Source organism: Pseudomonas sp. LAMO17WK12:I10, assembly GCF_900215185.1.
Lineage (GTDB): Bacteria > Pseudomonadota > Gammaproteobacteria > Pseudomonadales > Pseudomonadaceae > Aquipseudomonas > Aquipseudomonas chlororaphis.
In genome coordinates, this window is sequence record NZ_OBDX01000010.1 from 99,787 (window position 1) to 119,694 (window position 19,908).

The window sequence follows — 19,908 nt, forward strand, 5'->3', positions numbered from 1 at the left end:
GAATCCGCATGCAAACTTTTTTTATCGCGCCCACCGATTTTGGTGTGGGTCTGACCTCCATCAGCCTCGGGCTGGTGCGTACCCTGGAACGGGCCGGCCTCAAGGTCGGCTTCTTCAAACCCATTGCCCAGCCTCACCCAGGCGATACCGGCCCTGAACGCTCGACCGAGCTGGTGGCCCGCACCCATGGCCTGAAACCGCCGCAGCCGCTGGGCCTGGCCCATGTCGAACGGATGCTCGGCGACGGCCAGCTGGACGAACTGCTGGAAGAAATCATCACCCTGTACCAGCAGGCGGCCGTCGGCAAGGACGTGCTGGTGGTCGAAGGCATGGTGCCGACCCGCAGCGCCAGCTATGCCGCGCGGGTCAACCTGCACCTGGCGAAAAGCCTGGACGCCGAGGTGATCCTGGTGTCCGCCCCGGAAAACGAAGTGCTCACCGAGCTGTCCGGTCGCGTGGAGTTGCAGGCCCAGTTGTTCGGCGGCCCGCGCGACCCAAAAGTGCTGGGAGTGATCCTCAACAAGGTGCGGACCGACGAAAGCATGGAAGCCTTTTCCGCTCGTCTGAAAGAGCATTCGCCCCTGCTGCGCAGCGGCGACTTCCGCCTGCTCGGCTGCATCCCCTTCCAACCGGAACTGAACGCACCGCGCACCCGCGACGTCGCCGACCTGATGGGCGCCCAGGTGCTCAACGCCGGCGACTACGAAAGCCGGCGCATGACCAAGATCATCATCTGCGCGCGCACCATGCGTAACACCGTGGAGCTGCTCAAGCCCGGCGTATTGGTAGTGACGCCCGGCGATCGCGACGACATCATCCTCGCCGTGAGCCTGGCGGCGATCAACGGCGTGCCCCTGGCCGGGCTGCTGCTGACCAGCGACACCCTGCCCGACCCACGGATCATGGAGCTGTGCCGTGGCGCCTTGAATGCCGGCCTGCCGGTGCTGTCGGTGAGCACCGGTTCCTACGACACCGCCAACCAGTTGAACGGCCTGAACAAGGAAATCCCCATCGACGACCGCGAGCGCGCGGAGATCATCACCGACTTCGTCGCCAGCCACCTGGACGCCAAGTGGCTGCACCAGCGCTGCGGCACGCCGCGGGAAATGCGCCTGTCGCCGGCGGTGTTCCGCTACCAGTTGATCCAGCGCGCCCAGGAAGCCAACAAGCGCATCGTCCTGCCCGAAGGCAGCGAGCCGCTGACCGTGCAGGCCGCGGCGATCTGCCAGGCACGCGGCATCGCCCGTTGCGTGCTGCTGGCCAAGCCGGCGGATGTCGAGGCGGTCGCCCGGGCCCAGGGCATCGAGCTGCCGCCTGGCCTGGAAGTCATTGATCCGGACCAGATCCGCGAACGCTACGTCGAGCCGATGGTGGCGCTGCGCAAGAGCAAGAGCCTCAACGCGCCGATGGCCGAACAGCAGCTGGAAGACCCGGTGGTGATCGGCACCATGATGCTGGCCCTGGACGAAGTCGATGGCCTGGTGTCCGGCCTGATCCACTCCACCGCCAATACCATCCGCCCGGCCCTGCAGTTGATCAAGACCGCGCCGGGTTGCACCCTGGTGTCGTCGGTATTTTTCATGCTGTTCCCCGAGCAGGTGCTGGTCTACGGCGACTGCGTGATGAACCCGCACCCGAGCGCCAGCGAGCTGGCCGAGATCGCCCTGCAAAGCGCCGACTCGGCGGCCGCGTTCGGCATCACCCCACGGGTGGCGATGATCAGCTATTCCAGCGGTGAATCGGCCAGTGGCGAAGAAGTGGAGAAAGTCCGCGAAGCCACCTTGCTGGCCCATGAAGCCCAGAGCTCGCTGCTGATCGACGGCCCGTTGCAATACGATGCCGCGGCCAACGAGGCCGTGGCCCAGCAACTGGCGCCCAACAGCCTGGTCGCGGGCAAGGCCACGGTCTTCGTGTTCCCCGACCTGAACACCGGCAACACCACCCACAAGGCCGTGCAGCGCAGCGCCGACTGCGTCAGCCTTGGGCCGATGCTGCAAGGCCTGCGCAAGCCGGTGAACGACCTGCCGCGCGGCGCCCAGGTCGACGACATCGTCTACACCATCGCCCTGACCGCGATTCAAGCCGCCAACCGACCCCTGGATGTGTAAATTGGATTTTCTACCTGCACCGCTGCGGGGCGTGATCGCCTCGCTGTTGTTGGCGCTCAACACCATCGTCTGCTGCACCCCGCTGTTCGTGGTGGCGATCTTCAAGTTGCTGCTGCCCTTCCCGGCGGCCCAGCGCTTCACCGACTGGCTGATGAGCCACATCCATGAAGCCTGGATCAGCAACAACAAGGCCTGGATGAGCCTGCTCGGGCACACCCGCTGGCACCTCAGCGGGCTCGACAGCCTGGACTACCGGCACTCGTACCTGATCACCAGCAACCACCAGAGCTGGGTCGACATCATGGTCCTGCAGTACGTGCTCAACCGGCGTATCCGCCCGCTGAAGTTCTTCCTCAAGCAGGAGCTGATCTGGGTCCCGGTGATCGGCCTGGCCTGGTGGGCCCTGGGCTTCCCGTTCATGAAGCGCTATTCCAAGGCCTACCTGGAAAAACACCCGGAGAAAAAGGGCAAGGACCTGGAGACCACCCGCAAGACCTGCGCGAAATTCCGCGACAACCCGGTGGGCATCTTCAACTTCGTCGAGGGCACACGCTTCACCCAGGCCAAGCACGCGCAACAGGCCTCGCCGTTCCGCTACCTGCTCAAGCCCAAGGCCGGCGGCATCGCCTTCGTGCTGGACGCCATGGGCGAGCAACTGGAATCCATCGTCAACGTCACCATTCATTATCCGGCGGGCCAGCCGGGTTATTGGGACCTGCTGTGCGGCAAGGTCAACGAGGTGGTGGTGCATTTCGAGGAGTTGCCGATCCCGCCGCAGTTCATCGGCAAGAACTACGACCAGGATGGCGTGTACCGCCTGGAGTTCCAGGGCTGGATCAACCAGCTGTGGCAGAACAAGGATGCGCTGCTGGAACAGATGCATCGGGAATATCCGGGCAAATAACGGAACATCCGCGATAGCTTTTCAAGGCCACAAAAAAGCCCGCCGTCGATCACTCGACGGCGGGCTTTTTTATCGGCCGCTAAAGCTTAGATCGCGCCACGCTTGCGCAGCAGTTCCAGCACTTGCTTGACGCCCTCTTCCAGCGACACGGACTGGGTGTCGATCACCAGATCGGCATCCAGCGGCACGTCGTACGGGAAGGACTCGCCCGGGATGTTATCCCCGCCCGCGGCGTACAAGCCCTGCGGATCACGCTCGGCGCAGGCCGCCGGCGAAGCCTGGACGTAGACCGTCAGCAGACGTTCCTTGCCGATCAGGTCCCTGGCCTGTTCACGACCTTCCGCACTCGGTGCAACGAACGCCGCCAGGGTCAGCAGGCCGGCTTCGTTGAACTGGCGCGCCACGTGCGCAGCACGCCGCCAGTTCTCGGTACGCCCCGCGCGATCCTGGGGCAGGCCCTTGTTCAGATCATGACGCAGGTTCTGGCCGTCGAGGACGAACACCGCGCGGCCCAGGTCGAACAGCTTGCGCTCGACCGCGTAGGCCAGGGTGCTCTTGCCGGCGCCGGAAAGGCCGCTGAACAGCACGGTGGCCGGTTGCTGGCCGAAGCGCTGGGCACGCTCCTCGGTGGCGACATGGGCCAGCTTGCCATGGTGCGTGGCGCTGCCATGCACCACAGGCTGGGCGACGATCATGCCGGCGCCAACGGTGCCATTGGTCAAGCGGTCGATGACAATGAACGCACCGGTGGTGCGGTTGCTGTCGTAACCGTCGAGGGCAATCGGCGCGTCGAGGGCGATCTTGACCTTGCCGATCTCGTTCAGTTGCAGGGCGCTGGCCGGACCTTCTTCAAGGGTGTTCACGTCGACCCTGTTGACGATGCTGGCGATGGAGCCCGGCACGTAGCTGGTGGCGCGCTTGATGTCGTATTTCTTGCCCGGCAGCATCGGCTCTTCGGCCATCCAGACCAGCATGGCTTCAAAGCTGTCAGTCACCGGCGGTACGTTGTCGGCATGCACCAGCAGGTCGCCACGGGAGATGTCGATCTCGTCTTCCATGGTCAGGGTCACGGCCTGGCCCGGGCCGGCATGCTCCAGCTCGCCTTCGAAGGTGACGATGGATTTCACCCGGCTGCTCTTGCCCGACGGCAGCACCACGACTTCGTCGCCCTTGTGCACGATGCCGCTGGCCAGGGTCCCGGCGAAACCACGGAAGTTCAGGTTCGGACGGTTCACGTACTGCACCGGGAAGCGCAGGTCGCTGAAGTTGCGGTCGCCCGCCACTTCCACGGTCTCGAGGATCTCCATCAGCGACTGGCCGGTGTACCACGGCGAGCGCTCGGACTTGTTCACCACGTTGTCGCCCTTGAGGGCCGACATCGGCACGAAGTGCAGGCTGGTGGGCTTCATCTTCAGGCCTTCGGCGAACTTCAGGTAGTCGGCCTTGATCGACTCGAACACGCCCTGGTCGAAGTCCTTGAGGTCCATCTTGTTGATGGCCACGACTATGTGCTTGATGCCCAGCAGGGAGGCGATGAAGCTGTGGCGACGGGTCTGGGTCTGCACGCCGTAACGGGCATCCACCAGGATGATCGCCAGGTCACAGGTGGAAGCACCGGTGGCCATGTTGCGGGTGTACTGCTCATGGCCGGGGGTGTCGGCGATGATGAATTTGCGCTTGGCGGTGGAGAAGTAGCGGTAGGCGACATCGATGGTGATGCCCTGCTCCCGCTCGGCCTGCAGGCCGTCGACCAGCAACGCCAGGTCGATATCGTCGCCGGTGGTGCCGACTTTTTTCGAGTCGCGGGTAATGGCTTCCAGATGGTCTTCGTAGATCATCTTCGAATCGTGCAGCAGGCGCCCGATCAGGGTGCTCTTGCCGTCGTCGACGTTACCGCAGGTCAAGAAGCGCAGCAGTTCTTTGCGTTCGTGCTGGGCCAGGTAGGCGAGGATGTCCTCGCTGATCAATTCGGATTGATGCGACATGTTAGACCCTACTTAGAAATAGCCCTGACGTTTCTTGTCTTCCATGGAACCGGCGCCATCGTGATCGATGACCCGGCCCTGGCGCTCGGAAGTTCGCGTCAGGAGCATTTCCTGAATGATGTCCGTCAGGCTTTCGGCCTCGGACTCCACCGCGCCCGTCAACGGGTAGCAGCCAAGGGTACGGAAACGCACCTTCTTCTTGACGATGCGGGCCTTCTCCTCGTCGGAGAGGTGCTCGAGGATGCGCTCGTCGTCGATCATGATCAGGGTGCCGTTCTTCTCGATCACTTCGCGCTCGGCGGCGAAGTACAGCGGCACGATCGGGATGCCTTCCAGATAGATGTATTGCCAGATGTCCAGCTCGGTCCAGTTCGACAGCGGGAAGACGCGGATCGACTCGCCCTTGTTGACCTTGCCGTTGTAGACGTTCCACAGCTCGGGGCGCTGGTTCTTCGGGTCCCAGCGGTGCTTGCTGTCGCGGAACGAGTACACGCGCTCCTTGGCGCGGGATTTCTCTTCGTCACGCCGGGCACCGCCGAACGCCGCATCGAAACCGTACTTGTCCAGCGCCTGCTTGAGGCCCTCGGTTTTCATGATGTCGGTGTGCTTGGCACTGCCGTGGGTGAAGGGGTTGATGCCCTGCGCAACGCCTTCCGGGTTGACGTGGGTGATCAGTTCCAGGCCCAGCTCTTCGACCATGCGATCGCGGAACTTGTACATCTCCTGGAATTTCCACTGGGTGTCGACGTGCATCACCGGAAACGGCAGCTTGCCCGGGAAGAACGCCTTGCGCGCCAGGTGCAGCATCACGGCGGAGTCTTTACCGATGGAGTACAGCATCACCGGGTTGTCGAACTCGGCGGCCACCTCGCGGATGATGTGGATGCTTTCCGCCTCCAGCTGTTTCAGATGCGTCAGTTTGTCGACCATGGCTACTCACGAAAGCTTTCTTATGGACGGCCTGCGGGCCGTGTTCGAGCGGGGCATGCTAGCACAGCGACCTCTTCTAATCAGGACGCCAACTAGATCGAAACGGTATATGAATATACCCGCCTGTTTGTTGTGTTTACGCCTCTCTGTAGCCGCTGCCGCAGGCTGCGATCGACTGCGCAGCAGGCGTGCTCTTGAAGGCCCTGCGGGCCTTGTCGCAGCCTGCGGCAGCGGCTACAGGACAAGGCTTTATATAGGGTTCGGGCAGTCGATGAACAAGTGCTCGAGGGCGAAGCGTCGGGCCAGGTAGTCCCCCAGCGCCTGCACGCCGTAACGCTCGGTGGCGTGATGGCCGGCGGCGATAAAACTGATGTCGTTTTCCCGGGCGCTGTGGAAGGTCTGCTCCGAGGCCTCGCCACTCAGGTACAGGTCGACGCCGGCCAGCACCGCCTGGTCGATGTAGCCCTGGCCGCCGCCGGTGCACCAGCCGACACGCCGGATCATCTTGCTGCCTTCGACCACCAGTGGCTCGCGCCCCATCACCTCCTGGACCTTGCGCGCGAAATCCCGCGCGGTCATGGGCTCGGCAAGGGAGCCGACCAGCCCGACGATCTTCAGGTTGTCCGGGTCCAGCGGACCTTCCACGGTGATATCCAGTTGCCGCGCCAGCTGCACGTTGTTGCCGACATCCGGGTGCAGGTCCAGCGGCAGGTGATAAGCCAGCAGGCTGATATCGTGCTTGAGCAGGGTTTTCAGCCGGCGCTGCTTCATGCCGGTGATGCAGGGGTTCTCGCCTTTCCAGAAATAACCGTGATGCACCAGCACCAGATCGGCATTGGCCTCCACCGCGGCGTCGAGCAATGCCTGGCTGGCCGTGACGCCGCTGACGATGCGCATCACTTGTGGCCGGCCTTCGACCTGCAGGCCATTGGGGCAGTAATCGGCGATTCGCGAACTGCCCAGGTAACGGTCCGCTTCCTCTACCAGAGTGCTCAGGGCAACGGCCATAAAAGACTCCTAAATATCCCGTTCAGAGGCGCGCGCGGCCTCGTATAATGCGCGACATTATGGGCCGTCCCGGGCGGCCTGCAACCTCTCAGGACTTGCTCAATGCTCAAGGCTCTGCGTTTTTTTGGCTGGCCACTGTTGGCCGGCGTGCTTATCGCGTTGCTGATAATTCAGCGCTACCCGCAATGGGTCGGCCTGCCCAGCCTGGACGTCAACCTGCAGCAAGCCCCACAAACCAAGGCGCTTCGACAAGGCCCGGTATCCTATGCCGATGCCGTGGCAATCGCCGCGCCGGCGGTGGTCAACCTGTACACCACCAAGGTCATCAACAAACCGGCGCACCCGTTGTTCGAGGACCCGCAGTTCCGCCGCTTCTTCGGCGACAACCTGCCCAAGCAGCAGCGCATGGAATCGAGCCTGGGCTCCGGGGTGATCATGAGCCCCGAAGGTTATCTGCTGACCAACAACCACGTGACCGCCGGCGCCGAACAGATTGTGGTGGCGCTCAAGGACGGTCGTGAAACCCTGGCCCATGTGATCGGCAGCGATCCGGAAACCGACCTGGCGGTCCTCAAGATCGACCTGAAGAACCTGCCCTCGATCACCGTCGGGCGCTCCGACAGCATCCGCATCGGCGATGTGACCCTGGCCATCGGCAACCCGTTCGGGGTCGGCCAGACCGTGACCATGGGCATCATCAGCGCCACCGGGCGCAATCAGCTGGGCCTGAACAACTACGAAGACTTCATCCAGACCGACGCGGCGATCAACCCGGGCAACTCCGGCGGCGCGCTGGTGGATGCCAACGGCAACCTGACCGGGATCAACACGGCGATCTTCTCCAAGTCCGGCGGTTCCCAGGGCATTGGCTTCGCCATCCCGATCAAGCTGGCCATGGAGGTGATGAAGTCGATCATCGAGCACGGCCAGGTGATTCGTGGCTGGCTGGGTATCGAGGTGCAGCCGCTGACCCAGGAACTGGCCGAATCGTTCGGTTTGTCCGGGCGCCCGGGCATCGTGGTGGCGGGGATATTCCGCGATGGTCCGGCGCAAAAGGCCGGCATGCAGTTGGGTGACGTGATTCTCAGCATCGATGGCGAACCGGCCGGCGATGGCCGTCGCTCGATGAACCAGGTGGCGCGGATCAAACCCAGCGACAAGGTCAGCATCCAGGTGATGCGCAACGGCAAGGAGCTCAAGCTCACCGCCGAAATCGGCCTGCGCCCACCACCGGCGCCGGTCAAGGAAAAAGAGTAAAGGCATCGCGAGCCAGCTCTCTCCTATTGGAGCGAGCTGGCTCGCGATAGGGCTTACAGCTCGCCCAGGCCGTCGATCAGGGCCTGGTTCTGCTCCGGCGTGCCGATACTGATCCGCAGGAACTGGGCAATCCGCTCCTGCTTGAAGTGCCGGACAATCACCCCCTGCTCCCGCAGCTTGGCCGCCAGGCCCGCCGCATCGTGTTGTGGATGACGGGCAAAGATGAAGTTGGCGGCCGACGGCAGCACTTCAAAGCCCTTGGCGCGCAACTGCGCCACCACCTGCTCGCGACTGTCGATCACCAACTGGCAGGTCTTGGCGAAGTACTCACGATCATCGAACGCCGCCGCGGCACCAACGATCGCCAGGCGATCCAGCGGGTAGGAGTTGAAGCTGTTCTTGATCCGCTCCAGCGCTTCGATCAGGTCCGGGTGCCCCACCGCCAGGCCGACCCGCAGGCCAGCCAGCGAACGGGACTTGGACAGGGTCTGGGTCACCAGCAGGTTCGGATAGCGATCCACCAGGCTGATGGCGGTTTCACCGCCGAAGTCGATGTACGCCTCGTCCACCACCACGACCGAGTCCGGGCTGGCCTTGAGGATCTGCTCGACGGCCTCCAGGGCCAGCAGGCAACCGGTCGGCGCGTTCGGGTTGGGGAAGATGATCCCGCCGTTCGACCTGGCGTAATCGGCTGGGCGGATCTGGAATTGCTCATCCAGCGGCACCGCCTCGAAGTCGATGCCGTACAGGCCGCAATACACCGGATAGAAGCTGTAGCTGATATCCGGGAACAGCAGCGGCCGGTCGTGCTGCAGCAAGCCGTGGAAGATGTGCGCCAGCACTTCGTCGGAACCATTGCCGAGGAACACCTGGTTGCTCTGTACCCCGTAATAGCGGGCCACCGCCTGCTTGAGCAGGTCGCCGTTGGGGTCCGGGTACAGGCGCAGGTTGTCGTTCAGTTCGCCCTGCATCGCGGCCAGCGCCTTGGGCGACGGGCCGTAAGGGTTTTCATTGGTATTGAGCTTGACCAGTTTGGTCAGCTTCGGCTGTTCGCCCGGCACGTAGGGCACCAAGTCCTTGACGAACGGACTCCAGAATTTACTCATGCTTATTGCCCCTGTTCCTGGTCAGCGATGATCCGGTATTCCGCACTGCGGGCGTGGGCGCTCAGCGATTCGCCACGGGCCAGCACCGAGGCGGTCTTGCCCAGTTCGGAAGCGCCCTGCTCCGAGCAGAAAATGATCGACGAACGTTTCTGGAAGTCATACACCCCCAGCGGCGAGGAGAACCGCGCCGTGCCGGAAGTCGGCAACACGTGGTTCGGGCCCGCGCAGTAGTCGCCCAGGGCCTCGGAAGTGTGACGGCCCATGAAGATCGCGCCAGCGTGGCGGATCTGTGGCAGCCAGGCCTGCGGATCGGCAACGGACAGCTCGAGGTGCTCCGGAGCGATGCGGTTGGCCACGTCGATGGCCTGCTGCATGTCGCGCACCTGGATCAGCGCGCCACGGCCGTTGATCGAGGTATTGATTATTTCCGCGCGTTCCATGGTTGGCAGCAACTTGGCGATGCTGGCGGCGACCTGGTCGAGGAACGCGGCGTCCGGGCTGACCAGGATCGCCTGGGCGTCTTCGTCGTGCTCGGCCTGGGAGAACAGGTCCATGGCGATCCAGTCCGGGTCGGTCTGGCCATCGCACACCACCAGGATCTCCGAAGGGCCGGCGATCATGTCGATACCCACCTGGCCAAACACGTGACGCTTGGCGGTGGCCACATAGATGTTGCCCGGGCCGACCACCTTATCCACCTGCGGCACGCTCTCGGTACCGTAGGCCAGGGCGGCAACGGCCTGGGCGCCACCGATGGTGAACACCCGATCGACGCCGGCGATGCAGGCCGCGGCCAGCACCAGTTCGTTGACTTCGCCACGCGGGGTCGGCACCACCATCACCACCTCGGTGACGCCCGCCACTTTGGCCGGGATGGCATTCATCAACACCGAGGAGGGATAAGACGCCTTGCCACCCGGCACATACAGGCCGGCGCGGTCCAGCGGCGTGACCTTCTGGCCCAGCACCGTGCCATCGGCCTCGGTGTAGCTCCAGGAGTCCTGCTTCTGTTTTTCGTGGTAGCTGCGCACCCGCGCCGCGGCTTTTTCCAGGGCTTCGCGCTGGGCCAGGGTGATCCGGGTCAGGGCCAGTTCCAGGCGCTCGCGCGGCAGGATCAGGTCGGCCATGGATGCCACTTGCAGGCCGTCGAAACGCTGGGTGAATTCCACCAGCGCCGCGTCGCCGCGCTCGCGCACCGCCTTGATGATGTCCAGCACCCGCTGATTGACCGAGTCGTCAGACACACTTTCCCAGCTCAGCAGATGATCCAGATGATGCGCGAAATCCGGGTCAGCAGCGTTGAGTCGGCGAATTGCAGTGGGAGCGGTCATAGCGAGGGCCTCATTGAATGGCTAATGCTCAGGCACCCTAAGCTACCAGTCCATTCGCGCGGGCACCTGAGAAAATTGGCTATGACACGGATAGACGGGCGCGGCTCGCGCCGCGCGAGTGAATCAACCGCGGTGTCGCGACTCCACTGCTTTGCGCAGGGTGTCGATCAGTGCCTGGATGCGGGCGTGCTGCATTTTCATGGAGGCCTTGTTGACCACCAGACGGGAACTGATCATGGAAATCAGCTCCTGGGGCTCCAGGCCGTTGGCCCGCAGGGTGTTGCCGGTGTCGACCACGTCGATGATCTTGTCCGCCAGGCCGATCAGCGGCGCCAGCTCCATCGAGCCGTACAGCTTGATGATGTCGACCTGACGGCCCTGCTCGGCGTAGTAGCGCTTGGCAACGTTGACGAACTTGGTGGCGACGCGCAGGCGGTCCTTGGGCTCGACCGCGCCGATGGCACCGGCGGTCATCAGCTTGCACTGGGCGATCTGCAGGTCCAGTGGCTCGTACAGGCCCTGGCCGCCGTATTCCATCAGCACATCTTTGCCGGCAACGCCGAGGTCGGCGGCACCATGTTCGACATAGGTCGGCACGTCGGTGGCGCGCACGATCAACAAGCGCACGTCGGCCTGGGTCGTGGGGATGATCAGCTTGCGGCTCTTGTCCGGATTCTCGGTGGGCACGATGCCGGCTTCAGCCAGAAGCGGCAAAGTGTCATCAAGGATGCGGCCCTTGGACAGTGCGATGGTCAACATGGGAAACGTAAGTCCTTATCAGGATACTCATGCCCGGTCGCAAATGGCGCCAGACACGCATCGAGCCTGAACACAGGCTCGACTTGGAACGAAACCTTGGGGCACGTCCCTGTGCCCATCACGCAAACTAGCCCGGTACGCGGCGGATCTTGGCGCCGAGCATCTGCAGCTTCTCTTCGATGCACTCGTAACCACGGTCGATGTGGTAGATGCGATCGATCAGGGTGTCGCCTTCGGCCATCAGGGCCGAGATCACCAGGCTAGCCGAAGCCCGCAGGTCGGTGGCCATCACGGGTGCACCCTTGAGGATTTCGGTACCGGTGACGATGGCGGTGTTGCCTTCGACCTGGATCTTCGCGCCCATACGGTGCAGTTCATAAACGTGCATGAAGCGGTTTTCGAAGATGGTCTCGATCACCGCGCCAGTGCCTTCGGCAATGGCGTTGAGGGAAATGAACTGGGCCTGCATGTCAGTCGGGAACGCCGGGTACGGCGCGGTACGCACGTTGACCGCCTTCGGACGCTTGCCGTGCATGTTCAGCTCGATCCAGTCCTCGCCAGTGGTGACTTCGGCGCCGGATTCCTTGAGCTTTTCCAGGACGGCTTCGAGGATGGTCGGATCGGTGTCCTTGACCTTCACGCGACCGCCAGTCACGGCGGCGGCGACCAGGTAGGTGCCTGTCTCGATACGGTCCGGCATGACCTTGTAGGTCGCCGAGTGCAGGCGCTCGACACCGTCGATGGTGATGGTGTCGGTACCAGCGCCGGAAACCTTGGCGCCCATGGCGTTGAGGAAGTTCGCCAGGTCGACCACTTCCGGCTCGCGGGCGGCGTTCTGCAGCACGCTGCGGCCCTTGGCCAGGGCCGCTGCCATCATGATGTTCTCGGTACCGGTCACACTCACGGTATCGAAGAAGAAGTGCGCGCCGCGCAGGCCGCCTTCAGGCGCCTTGGCCTTGATGTAGCCGCCTTCGACGTCGATCACCGCGCCCATGGCTTCCAGGCCGCGGATGTGCAGGTCGACCGGACGCGAACCGATGGCGCAACCGCCAGGCAGCGCGACTTCGGCTTCGCCGAAACGGGCAACCATCGGGCCCAGCACCAGGATCGAGGCACGCATGGTCTTGACCAGTTCATACGGCGCGACCAGGGTCTTGATGGTGCGTGGGTCGATTTCGACGCTGAGTTTCTCGTCGATCACCGGCTCAATGCCCATGCGACCGAACAGCTCGATCATGGTGGTGATGTCGTGCAGGTGTGGCAGATTGGCGACCGTGACCGGGCCATCGCACAGCAGGGTTGCAGCCAGAATCGGCAGGGCAGAGTTCTTTGCCCCGGAAATGCGGATTTCGCCATCAAGACGAACGCCGCCGGTAATAATCAATTTATCCATAAGAATCTCGACGCCCTTGGGCTCAGGTGCGCTCGGCCCAAGCCGCGCTGCTGAAAAATTTCATAGTGACCGCATGGATGCTGCCATCGGCGATCCATGGGTTCAAATGGGCATAGATGCTCTGCTGACGCTTGACCGGACTCAAGGCCACCAGTTCGTCACTGATCACATTCAGCTGAAAGTTGCAGCCTTCGCCCTCAACTTCTACCTGAACGGATGAAAGAGTCTCGGACAGCTTTCCTTCAAGGAAGCTCTTCACTTCGTTGGCCTGCATGCTCAACCTCAATCGGCGCCCTGTGCGCGCGGGTCGGACATCATACAAAAAAGCCCCGCGCCTGCGAACCCCGCATAGCAGGACTCTGACGGGGGGCTTGCTTGTCGATGGTTACTAAGGCTGCGCCAGCAGCTCGGTCAAACCGGAAACCTCGGCGATTTCGCGCATGTCTTCAGGTAACGCACGGATGCTGACGGCCTTGCCGGCTGCCGCGGCGTCGCGCATGAAGGCCAGCAGCAACGACAAGCCGACGCTACTGGACTTCTCCACCGCCGAACAGTCGAGCACCAGCGCCGCCGCGGTGCTGGAGGCGATCAGGGCCTGCCCCTGCTTGCGCAGGCCCGGGCCGGAACGATAGTCCAGCACACCGCTGATCAGCAGTTCGCCGGCTTCACCCAGACGGACGGCCGACTCACTCATTTCACGACCTTCTCTGGAGAGTTTTCGGTCGATTCCTTGGCCTTGGCCACTTCGCCAGCCCAGTTGTTGATGGTCTTGTCCAGGTCATTGCCGTTGCGCTGCATGGCATCGGCGAACTGATCGCGGAACAGCTTGCCGATATTGATGCCGTTGATGATCACGTTGCGCAGCTTCCACTCACCGCTGATCTTCTCCAGCGTGTACGACACAGGATAGATCGCACCGTTGCTGCCCTTGACCGTCATGCCGACGCTGGTACGGTCACCCGACTCGTCCCTGGCAGGGTCAACGACGATGCCCTGGTTGTTGTACTCCAGCAAGGCGTTGCCATAGAACTGGAACAGGCCCTTCTTGAAGTTCTCTTCAAAGGTGCGCATCTGTTCCGGCGTGGCTTTACGCGAGTACTTGACCGTCATGATGCTCTTGGAAATGCCTTCGGCATCCACGACCGGCCCCACGATGCTGTTCAGCGCCGCATAAAAGTCCTGCGGGTCCTGCTTGTACTTTTCTTTGTTGGCGGCCAGGTCGGCCAGCAGACGGTTGGTGGTGTCCTGTACCAGATCATGCGCGGAAGGCGCCGCCACGGCGTGAGCCATCAACGGCAACGCCGCCAGTAATACCAACAGGCTACGTCGCAAGGTAGAGATCATGAAAAAATCCTCATTTGGCGTCTTTGCTAACGGTATTGAGCAGGAATTTACCGATCAGGTCCTCAAGCACCAGTGAAGACTGGGTGTCGTGGATGGTCCCGCCATCCTTGAGCAACGTGTCTTCGCCGCCGACGCTGATACCAATGTATTTCTCGCCGAGCAACCCAGCGGTCAGGATAGATGCAGTGGAGTCGGTCGGCAGGTTATCTACGCGTTTTTCCAACTGCAGCGTGACCCGACCGGTGAAACTGTCGCGGTCCAGATCGATAGCCGTAACCTTGCCGATGGTCACACCGGCCATGGTCACTTTAGCTCTGACCGTCAAACCGGCGATATTGTCGAAATATGCGTAAAGTTTATAAGTATCGGTGCTCGAGGTCGGGGACAAGCCACTGACCCGCAAGGCAAGCAACAGCAAAGCCAGGATGCCAGCCAGCAGGAAAAGGCCGACACCGATTTCCAGGGTGCGGTTTTGCATCAGAAATCTCCAAACATCAAGGCGGTCAGAATAAAGTCCAGGCCGAGTACAGCCAACGAGGCGTACACAACGGTCTTGGTAGTGGCACGACTGATCCCCTCTGAAGTGGGCTCGCAGTCATAGCCTTGGAATACGGCGATCCAGGTCACGACAAAGGCGAAAACGATGCTCTTGATGATGCCATTGAGCACGTCATCGCTGAACGTCACGCTGTTTTGCATGTTCGACCAGTAGGAACCTTCATAGACTCCCAGCCAGTCGACGGCCACCCACGAACCGCCCCAGATGCCCACCACGCTGAAAATGATCGCCAGCAACGGCAGGGAAATGAAACCGGCCCACAGCCGTGGCGCGATAATGTATTTGAGCGGGTCGACACCGATCATCTCCAGGCTGGAGAGCTGCTCGGTGGCTTTCATGTTGCCGATTTCCGCGGTCAGCGCCGAACCGGCCCGGCCGGCGAAGAGCAATGCCGTGACCACCGGCCCCAACTCACGCAACAAGGTCAGGGCCACCATCTGCCCCACCGCTTGCTCCGAACCGTAGCTGGACAGGATATTGAAGCCCTGCAGCGCCAGTACCATGCCGATGAATATCCCGGAGACCACAATAATCACCAGGGACATCACGCCCACCGAATGCAGCTGCTTGACCAGCAGGCCGAAGCCGCCGCCGATACTGCCGCGGCCGAACAACACATGAAACAGCATCAGGCTCGAACGCCCGAGCACCGCGAGAACGTCGATGCCCGAGTGGCCGAACAGACGAATTCGCTCCAATAAAGATACTTTGCGCATCAGCGCTTCCCCAGAAGATCTGCGCGGTAGTCCGGCGCTGGAAAGTGAAAGGGTACCGGACCGTCGGGGTCGCCTTTCATGAACTGGCGGATCCGCGGGTTATCGGAATCCATCAGCTCGTCGGGCGTGCCCTGCCCCAGCACCTGGCCATCGCCCACCACATAGATGTAGTCGGCGATGCTCGCGGTTTCCGCCAGGTCATGGGAAACCACGATGCTGGTGATACCCAGCGCGTCATTGAGCAGACGGATCAGGCGCACCAGCACGCCCATGGCAATGGGGTCCTGGCCTACGAACGGCTCGTCGTACATGAGGATCTGCGGGTCCAGGGCGATGGCCCGGGCCAGGGCCACGCGACGTTTCATGCCACCGGACAGCTCGTCGGGCATCAAGTCGATGGCACCGCGCAACCCGACCGCCTGCAACTTGAGCAGGACGATATCGCGGATCATTTCATCCGGCAGCTTGGTATGAACGCGCAGCGGAAAGGCGACGTTCTCGAACACATCGAGATCGGTGAACAGCGCGCCGCTCTGGAACAGCACGCCCATCTGCTTGCGGGCGTCGAACAGATCGCCGCGCGACAATTTGGGCAGGTTCTGGCCATTGACCCAGACTTCACCGCTGCTGGGACGCAATTGCGCGCCCATCAACCGCAGGAGCGTGGTCTTGCCGCAACCGGAAGGCCCCATGATGCCGGTGACCTTGCCCCGCGGAATACGGATATCGACATTATTGAAGATGCTGCGCGCACCGCGCTTGAAGGACAGTCCCTTCAGCTCGACCGCGTAGGCGTTATCGGCACTCATCTAAACTCCTTGCGATGCAGCCTCTCACTCGGACGCTTGGCTCCCTGCCGGGAGTACATGCACCCAGGGCAGGCCGAACTGGCGGCGAACTATATCACTGCTGATACGGAGCCCCCAAGGCCGAAGCCATCCGTGTTCAGGATCACGACAGCCTAAAACAGGCTTTACAGAACAATTCCTGCCTATAGAAGGACAAAGGCTGACGAACTTGCGTGAGGGAATCGATCATTACCGCTATAATCGCCGCCTTTTCATCAGGCTATACGATTTCTGACATGAGCCAATCCAGCGACCTGATTCAATCGGCACAACGCACCATCCGCCTCGAGATAGAAGCCGTACAAGGCTTGCTGCCACATATCGACGCAGATTTCGTACGCGCTTGCGAGATGATTCTGGCCAGCAAAGGCCGCGTAGTAGTGGTCGGTATGGGCAAGTCCGGGCACATCGGCAACAAGATCGCCGCCACCCTGGCCAGCACCGGCACCACCGCGTTTTTTGTCCATCCGGCCGAAGCCAGCCATGGCGACATGGGCATGATTACCCGGGACGACGTGATCCTGGCCCTGTCCAACTCCGGCTCGACCAATGAAATCGTGACCCTGTTGCCGCTGATCAAGCGCCTGGGCATCCAGTTGATCAGCATCACCGGCAACCCTGATTCGCCACTGGCCAAGGCCGCCGAGGTGAATCTCAACGTCCAGGTCGAGCAAGAGGCCTGCCCGCTGAACCTGGCTCCGACCTCCTCGACCACCGCCGCCCTGGTCATGGGCGACGCCCTGGCCGTGGCGCTGCTGGAAGCCCGCGGCTTTACCGCCGAAGACTTCGCCTTCTCCCATCCGGGCGGCGCGCTGGGCCGGCGCCTGCTGCTGAAAGTCGAGAACGTCATGCATGCCGGCGAGCAACTGCCGCAGGTCCAGCGTGGCACGCTGCTCAAGGACGCCTTGATGGAAATGACCCGCAAGGGCCTGGGCATGACCGTCATTGTCGAGGCCGACGGGCGCCTGGCGGGGGTCTTCACCGATGGCGACCTGCGCCGCACCCTGGATCGCACCATCGACATCCACCACACCACAATCGATGAAGTCATGACCGTTCACGGCAAGACCGCCCGCGCCGAAATGCTCGCGGCCGAAGCCCTGAAGATCATGGAGGACAATCGAATCAACGCACTGGTCGTGGTGGACAAGGACGATCGCCCGATCGGCGCCTTCAACCTGTCCGACCTGCTGCGCGCGGGAGTCATGTAATGAGCACGGATCTGCTGCAACGCGGCAAGAACATCAAGCTGGCGGTATTCGACGTCGACGGCGTACTGACCGACGGTCGCCTGTATTTCCTCGAAGACGGCAGCGAATTCAAGACCTTCAACACCCTCGACGGCCAAGGCATCAAGATGCTGATGGCCACGGGCGTGCAGACGGCGATCATCAGCGGCCGCAAGACGCCGGTGGTCGAGCGTCGGGCGAAAAACCTGGGGATTCCCCACCTGTTTCAGGGTCGCGAAGACAAACTGGTGGTGCTGGACGGGCTTCTTGCCCAACTGGGCCTAAGCTATGAACAGGTCGCCTACCTGGGCGACGACCTGCCCGACCTGCCAGTGATCCGCCGGGTCGGCCTGGGCATGGCCGTCGCCAATGCCGCCAGTTTTGTCCGTGAACACGCCCATGGCGTCACCCAGGCCCGTGGCGGCGAAGGCGCCGCCCGCGAGTTCTGCGAGTTGATCCTGCGCGCCCAAGGCAGCCTTGAAGCAGCCCACGCCGCCTACTTATAGAGCCTCCCATGCTGAGCAAAAAGATTCGCAACATCCTGATCTTCGGCATCATCACCGTGTTGTTCCTGGCGGTGGGGTACTGGAACATCAGCCCGGAACGCTTCCTCGACAAGCCGGTCGCGCAGGTCGACGAAAGCGCCATCGACTATTACGCCATCAACGCCCGTAGCGTGCAGTACCTGCCCGACGGCAAGCTGCAGTACGAAATGACTTCCGACAAGGTCGAGCACCTCAAGGCCACCGAGGTAACTCTGCTGACCAAGCCGGACCTGCAGATGTATCGCGGCACCGCCTTCCCCTGGCACGTCCAGAGCGAGCGCGGCGAAGTCAACCCGGACGGCACCCAGGTCGAGTTGATCGATTCGGTGCGGGTTTCGCGCACCGACGAGAAAAATCGCAACCTGCTGATCACCACGACCCGCATGACAGTATTCCCGCAGAAGCAATATGCGCAGACCGATCAAGACGTTAGAATCGACGGCGCCGGCGGCGTGACGACTGGCAAGGGAATGAAAGCGTATTTGAAAGACGGCAGGATGAACCTGCTATCGAACGTAAGAGGACAGTATGAGGCTCGTTAAAACCCTCCCTATTTTGCTCGGTCTGGGCGCAGCACTGGGAAGCGTGAGCGCCTGGGCTCTGCCGAACGATAGCCAGCAACCAATCCGCATCCAGGCCGACGACGCTCAACTGGACGACAAGAATGGCGTAGCCACCTACAGGGGCGACGTGATCATCACCCAGGGCTCGATGAAGGTCACCGGCAATACCGTGACCATCACTCGTACCCAGACCGGTGATATCGACGTGGTGACCTCGGTGGGCAACCTGGCCTACTTCGAGCAGATTCAAACCCAGGGCGACACCAAGCCGGTCCAGGGCTACGGTGTGACCATCCAGTACCACGCCGCGCAGAACCGCGTCGTACTGATCGACCGCGCCAAAGTCGTCGACAAGGACGGCAACATCACCCAGGGCGAGAAAATCGTCTACGACACCAACAAGAAGCTGGCCAGCGCCGGTCGCGCCACCGGCAGCAAGGTCACCGAGTCGCGCCCACGGATCGACATGGTCATCCAGCCGAAAAAGAAAACTGACGAGCAAAAGGCCCAGTAATGGCAACTCTGAAAGCTCAGCACCTGGCCAAGAGCTACAAGAGCCGCCAGGTCGTGCGTGACGTCAGCCTGTCCATCGACAGCGGCCAGATCGTCGGCCTGCTCGGCCCCAACGGCGCCGGCAAGACCACCTGCTTCTACATGATCGTCGGTCTGGTCCAGGCCGATCAGGGACGCATCCTGATCGACGACCTGGATGTCAGCCACCAGCCGATGCACGGCCGCGCCCGCGCCGGGATCGGCTACCTGCCGCAAGAAGCCTCGATCTTCCGCAAGCTTTCGGTGGCCGACAACATCATGGCCATCCTCGAGACCCGCAAGGAGCTCGACAAGGCCGGCCGTCGCCAGGAGCTGGAAAGCCTGCTGCAGGAGTTCCACATCAACCACATTCGCGACAACCTGGGCATGAGCCTTTCCGGCGGTGAACGTCGCCGCGTGGAAATCGCTCGCGCCCTGGCCACCGCACCCAAGTTCATCCTGCTCGACGAGCCCTTCGCCGGCGTGGACCCGATCTCGGTAGGCGACATCAAGCAGATCATTCATCACCTGAAGGCCAAGGGTATCGGCGTGCTCATCACCGACCACAACGTCCGTGAAACCCTGGATATCTGCGAAACCGCCTACATCGTCAACGACGGTCAGCTGATCGCCGAAGGCGACGCCGAAACCATTCTCGCCAACGAGCTGGTCAAGGAAGTTTACCTGGGCCATGAGTTCCGCCTGTAAGCCCTGAGGTGTTTGGCTGGTCGCCAGAGCGCCCGCCCCAATAAAACCCTGCCGTTTTTATTGTTACAGCGCTCTAGGCAAACA

Annotated in this window: 21 protein-coding genes; 8 read left to right on the forward strand and 13 right to left on the reverse strand. The window is 62.2% G+C overall.

The window, feature by feature from the left end; translation table 11 throughout:
• The first annotated feature begins 8 nt into the window (after positions 1 to 8).
• The gene (pta, locus tag CRO75_RS13545) at positions 9 to 2,108 is read left to right on the forward strand and encodes a phosphate acetyltransferase (protein ID WP_009042204.1); all 2,100 of its coding nucleotides are present in this window, start codon (positions 9 to 11) and stop codon (positions 2,106 to 2,108) included.
• Positions 2,101 to 3,012 (forward strand): acyltransferase, encoded by a 912-nt coding sequence (locus CRO75_RS13550; protein ID WP_007929847.1) that lies wholly within the window; start codon positions 2,101 to 2,103, stop codon positions 3,010 to 3,012. The genes pta and CRO75_RS13550 overlap by 8 nt, the downstream gene beginning before the upstream one ends.
• An 86-nt stretch (positions 3,013 to 3,098) precedes the next feature.
• Here CRO75_RS13550 and cysN read toward each other — a convergent pair whose 3' ends face one another.
• From cysN to CRO75_RS13570, 3 genes are all read right to left on the reverse strand, one after another.
• Positions 3,099 to 4,997 carry a sulfate adenylyltransferase subunit CysN gene (gene cysN / locus CRO75_RS13555; RefSeq protein ID WP_007929848.1) on the reverse strand — a complete coding sequence of 633 codons (1,899 nt, stop codon included), beginning with the start codon at positions 4,995 to 4,997 and terminating at the stop codon, positions 3,099 to 3,101.
• A 12-nt stretch (positions 4,998 to 5,009) separates the two neighbouring features.
• Positions 5,010 to 5,927, reverse strand: coding sequence for a sulfate adenylyltransferase subunit CysD (cysD, locus tag CRO75_RS13560; protein ID WP_007929849.1), 918 nt, complete (start codon positions 5,925 to 5,927; stop codon positions 5,010 to 5,012).
• A gap of 249 nt (positions 5,928 to 6,176) precedes the next feature.
• Positions 6,177 to 6,935, reverse strand: a complete 759-nt coding sequence (locus tag CRO75_RS13570; RefSeq protein ID WP_009042201.1) for a Nif3-like dinuclear metal center hexameric protein — start codon at positions 6,933 to 6,935, stop codon at positions 6,177 to 6,179.
• Between the two features lie 102 nt (positions 6,936 to 7,037).
• Between CRO75_RS13570 and algW the strand changes: the two genes are divergently transcribed.
• Entirely contained in the window at positions 7,038 to 8,192 is a 1,155-nt protein-coding gene (gene algW, locus CRO75_RS13575) for a Do family serine endopeptidase AlgW (RefSeq protein WP_007929855.1), read from the forward strand.
• Between the two features lie 53 nt (positions 8,193 to 8,245).
• Here algW and hisC read toward each other — a convergent pair whose 3' ends face one another.
• The 10 genes from hisC to CRO75_RS13625 form a co-directional block, all read right to left on the reverse strand.
• Positions 8,246 to 9,298, reverse strand: coding sequence for a histidinol-phosphate transaminase (hisC, locus tag CRO75_RS13580; protein WP_097135940.1), 1,053 nt, complete (start codon positions 9,296 to 9,298; stop codon positions 8,246 to 8,248).
• A 2-nt stretch (positions 9,299 to 9,300) separates the two neighbouring features.
• Positions 9,301 to 10,629 (reverse strand): histidinol dehydrogenase, encoded by a 1,329-nt coding sequence (gene hisD / locus CRO75_RS13585; RefSeq protein WP_009042199.1) that lies wholly within the window; start codon positions 10,627 to 10,629, stop codon positions 9,301 to 9,303.
• Between the two features lie 123 nt (positions 10,630 to 10,752).
• A complete protein-coding gene (gene hisG / locus CRO75_RS13590) occupies positions 10,753 to 11,388 on the reverse strand; it encodes an ATP phosphoribosyltransferase (protein WP_097135942.1) in 636 nt (211 codons plus the stop codon).
• A 127-nt stretch (positions 11,389 to 11,515) separates the two neighbouring features.
• A complete protein-coding gene (murA, locus tag CRO75_RS13595) occupies positions 11,516 to 12,781 on the reverse strand; it encodes a UDP-N-acetylglucosamine 1-carboxyvinyltransferase (protein WP_007929859.1) in 1,266 nt (421 codons plus the stop codon).
• Between the two features lie 22 nt (positions 12,782 to 12,803).
• Positions 12,804 to 13,055: a BolA family protein gene (locus tag CRO75_RS13600; RefSeq protein ID WP_007929860.1), complete on the reverse strand. Its 252-nt coding sequence runs from the start codon at positions 13,053 to 13,055 to the stop codon at positions 12,804 to 12,806.
• A gap of 114 nt (positions 13,056 to 13,169) precedes the next feature.
• Entirely contained in the window at positions 13,170 to 13,475 is a 306-nt protein-coding gene (locus CRO75_RS13605) for an STAS domain-containing protein (RefSeq protein ID WP_007929861.1), read from the reverse strand.
• The gene (locus tag CRO75_RS13610) at positions 13,472 to 14,125 is read right to left on the reverse strand and encodes an ABC transporter substrate-binding protein (RefSeq protein ID WP_009042198.1); all 654 of its coding nucleotides are present in this window, start codon (positions 14,123 to 14,125) and stop codon (positions 13,472 to 13,474) included. Before CRO75_RS13610 ends, CRO75_RS13605 begins: the two co-directional genes overlap by 4 nt.
• A gap of 10 nt (positions 14,126 to 14,135) precedes the next feature.
• Positions 14,136 to 14,603 (reverse strand): outer membrane lipid asymmetry maintenance protein MlaD, encoded by a 468-nt coding sequence (gene mlaD / locus CRO75_RS13615; protein ID WP_007929863.1) that lies wholly within the window; start codon positions 14,601 to 14,603, stop codon positions 14,136 to 14,138.
• Positions 14,603 to 15,400 (reverse strand): lipid asymmetry maintenance ABC transporter permease subunit MlaE, encoded by a 798-nt coding sequence (mlaE, locus tag CRO75_RS13620; protein ID WP_007929864.1) that lies wholly within the window; start codon positions 15,398 to 15,400, stop codon positions 14,603 to 14,605. Before mlaE ends, mlaD begins: the two co-directional genes overlap by 1 nt.
• Positions 15,400 to 16,209: an ATP-binding cassette domain-containing protein gene (locus CRO75_RS13625; protein WP_097135945.1), complete on the reverse strand. Its 810-nt coding sequence runs from the start codon at positions 16,207 to 16,209 to the stop codon at positions 15,400 to 15,402. Before CRO75_RS13625 ends, mlaE begins: the two co-directional genes overlap by 1 nt.
• A 275-nt stretch (positions 16,210 to 16,484) precedes the next feature.
• On the opposite strand from CRO75_RS13625, the gene CRO75_RS13630 reads away from it, so the two are divergent.
• The 5 genes from CRO75_RS13630 to lptB are packed head-to-tail and all read left to right on the forward strand — an operon-like array spanning position 16,485 to position 19,824.
• A complete protein-coding gene (locus CRO75_RS13630; protein WP_007929866.1) occupies positions 16,485 to 17,459 on the forward strand; it encodes a KpsF/GutQ family sugar-phosphate isomerase in 975 nt (324 codons plus the stop codon).
• Positions 17,459 to 17,983, forward strand: coding sequence for an HAD family hydrolase (locus CRO75_RS13635; protein ID WP_007929867.1), 525 nt, complete (start codon positions 17,459 to 17,461; stop codon positions 17,981 to 17,983). The genes CRO75_RS13630 and CRO75_RS13635 overlap by 1 nt, the downstream gene beginning before the upstream one ends.
• An 8-nt stretch (positions 17,984 to 17,991) precedes the next feature.
• Complete coding sequence (lptC, locus tag CRO75_RS13640; protein WP_097135947.1) at positions 17,992 to 18,564, forward strand: LPS export ABC transporter periplasmic protein LptC; 573 nt, start codon at positions 17,992 to 17,994, stop codon at positions 18,562 to 18,564.
• Positions 18,551 to 19,099 carry a lipopolysaccharide transport periplasmic protein LptA gene (gene lptA / locus CRO75_RS13645; RefSeq protein ID WP_009042195.1) on the forward strand — a complete coding sequence of 183 codons (549 nt, stop codon included), beginning with the start codon at positions 18,551 to 18,553 and terminating at the stop codon, positions 19,097 to 19,099. Before lptC ends, lptA begins: the two co-directional genes overlap by 14 nt.
• Positions 19,099 to 19,824, forward strand: coding sequence for an LPS export ABC transporter ATP-binding protein (gene lptB, locus CRO75_RS13650; protein ID WP_007929870.1), 726 nt, complete (start codon positions 19,099 to 19,101; stop codon positions 19,822 to 19,824). Before lptA ends, lptB begins: the two co-directional genes overlap by 1 nt.
• The last annotated feature ends 84 nt before the right edge of the window (positions 19,825 to 19,908 follow it).

What these genes read in the sequence shown, in the direction of transcription:
- CRO75_RS13635 (WP_007929867.1), top strand. Translation starts at nt 17,459, where the DNA reads ATGAGCACGGATCTGCTGCAACGCGGCAAGAACATCAAGCTGGCGGTA.
- CRO75_RS13605 (WP_007929861.1), bottom strand. Translation starts at nt 13,475, where the DNA reads ATGAGTGAGTCGGCCGTCCGTCTGGGTGAAGCCGGCGAACTGCTGATC.
- algW (WP_007929855.1), top strand. Translation starts at nt 7,038, where the DNA reads ATGCTCAAGGCTCTGCGTTTTTTTGGCTGGCCACTGTTGGCCGGCGTG.
- cysD (WP_007929849.1), bottom strand. Translation starts at nt 5,927, where the DNA reads ATGGTCGACAAACTGACGCATCTGAAACAGCTGGAGGCGGAAAGCATC.
- pta (WP_009042204.1), top strand. Translation starts at nt 9, where the DNA reads ATGCAAACTTTTTTTATCGCGCCCACCGATTTTGGTGTGGGTCTGACC.
- hisC (WP_097135940.1), bottom strand. Translation starts at nt 9,298, where the DNA reads ATGAGTAAATTCTGGAGTCCGTTCGTCAAGGACTTGGTGCCCTACGTG.
- lptC (WP_097135947.1), top strand. Translation starts at nt 17,992, where the DNA reads ATGCTGAGCAAAAAGATTCGCAACATCCTGATCTTCGGCATCATCACC.
- CRO75_RS13630 (WP_007929866.1), top strand. Translation starts at nt 16,485, where the DNA reads ATGAGCCAATCCAGCGACCTGATTCAATCGGCACAACGCACCATCCGC.
- lptA (WP_009042195.1), top strand. Translation starts at nt 18,551, where the DNA reads ATGAGGCTCGTTAAAACCCTCCCTATTTTGCTCGGTCTGGGCGCAGCA.
- CRO75_RS13625 (WP_097135945.1), bottom strand. Translation starts at nt 16,209, where the DNA reads ATGAGTGCCGATAACGCCTACGCGGTCGAGCTGAAGGGACTGTCCTTC.
- lptB (WP_007929870.1), top strand. Translation starts at nt 19,099, where the DNA reads ATGGCAACTCTGAAAGCTCAGCACCTGGCCAAGAGCTACAAGAGCCGC.
- hisG (WP_097135942.1), bottom strand. Translation starts at nt 11,388, where the DNA reads ATGTTGACCATCGCACTGTCCAAGGGCCGCATCCTTGATGACACTTTG.
- mlaD (WP_007929863.1), bottom strand. Translation starts at nt 14,603, where the DNA reads ATGCAAAACCGCACCCTGGAAATCGGTGTCGGCCTTTTCCTGCTGGCT.
- mlaE (WP_007929864.1), bottom strand. Translation starts at nt 15,400, where the DNA reads ATGCGCAAAGTATCTTTATTGGAGCGAATTCGTCTGTTCGGCCACTCG.
- CRO75_RS13550 (WP_007929847.1), top strand. Translation starts at nt 2,101, where the DNA reads ATGTGTAAATTGGATTTTCTACCTGCACCGCTGCGGGGCGTGATCGCC.
- CRO75_RS13600 (WP_007929860.1), bottom strand. Translation starts at nt 13,055, where the DNA reads ATGCAGGCCAACGAAGTGAAGAGCTTCCTTGAAGGAAAGCTGTCCGAG.
- cysN (WP_007929848.1), bottom strand. Translation starts at nt 4,997, where the DNA reads ATGTCGCATCAATCCGAATTGATCAGCGAGGACATCCTCGCCTACCTG.
- hisD (WP_009042199.1), bottom strand. Translation starts at nt 10,629, where the DNA reads ATGACCGCTCCCACTGCAATTCGCCGACTCAACGCTGCTGACCCGGAT.
- murA (WP_007929859.1), bottom strand. Translation starts at nt 12,781, where the DNA reads ATGGATAAATTGATTATTACCGGCGGCGTTCGTCTTGATGGCGAAATC.
- CRO75_RS13610 (WP_009042198.1), bottom strand. Translation starts at nt 14,125, where the DNA reads ATGATCTCTACCTTGCGACGTAGCCTGTTGGTATTACTGGCGGCGTTG.
- CRO75_RS13570 (WP_009042201.1), bottom strand. Translation starts at nt 6,935, where the DNA reads ATGGCCGTTGCCCTGAGCACTCTGGTAGAGGAAGCGGACCGTTACCTG.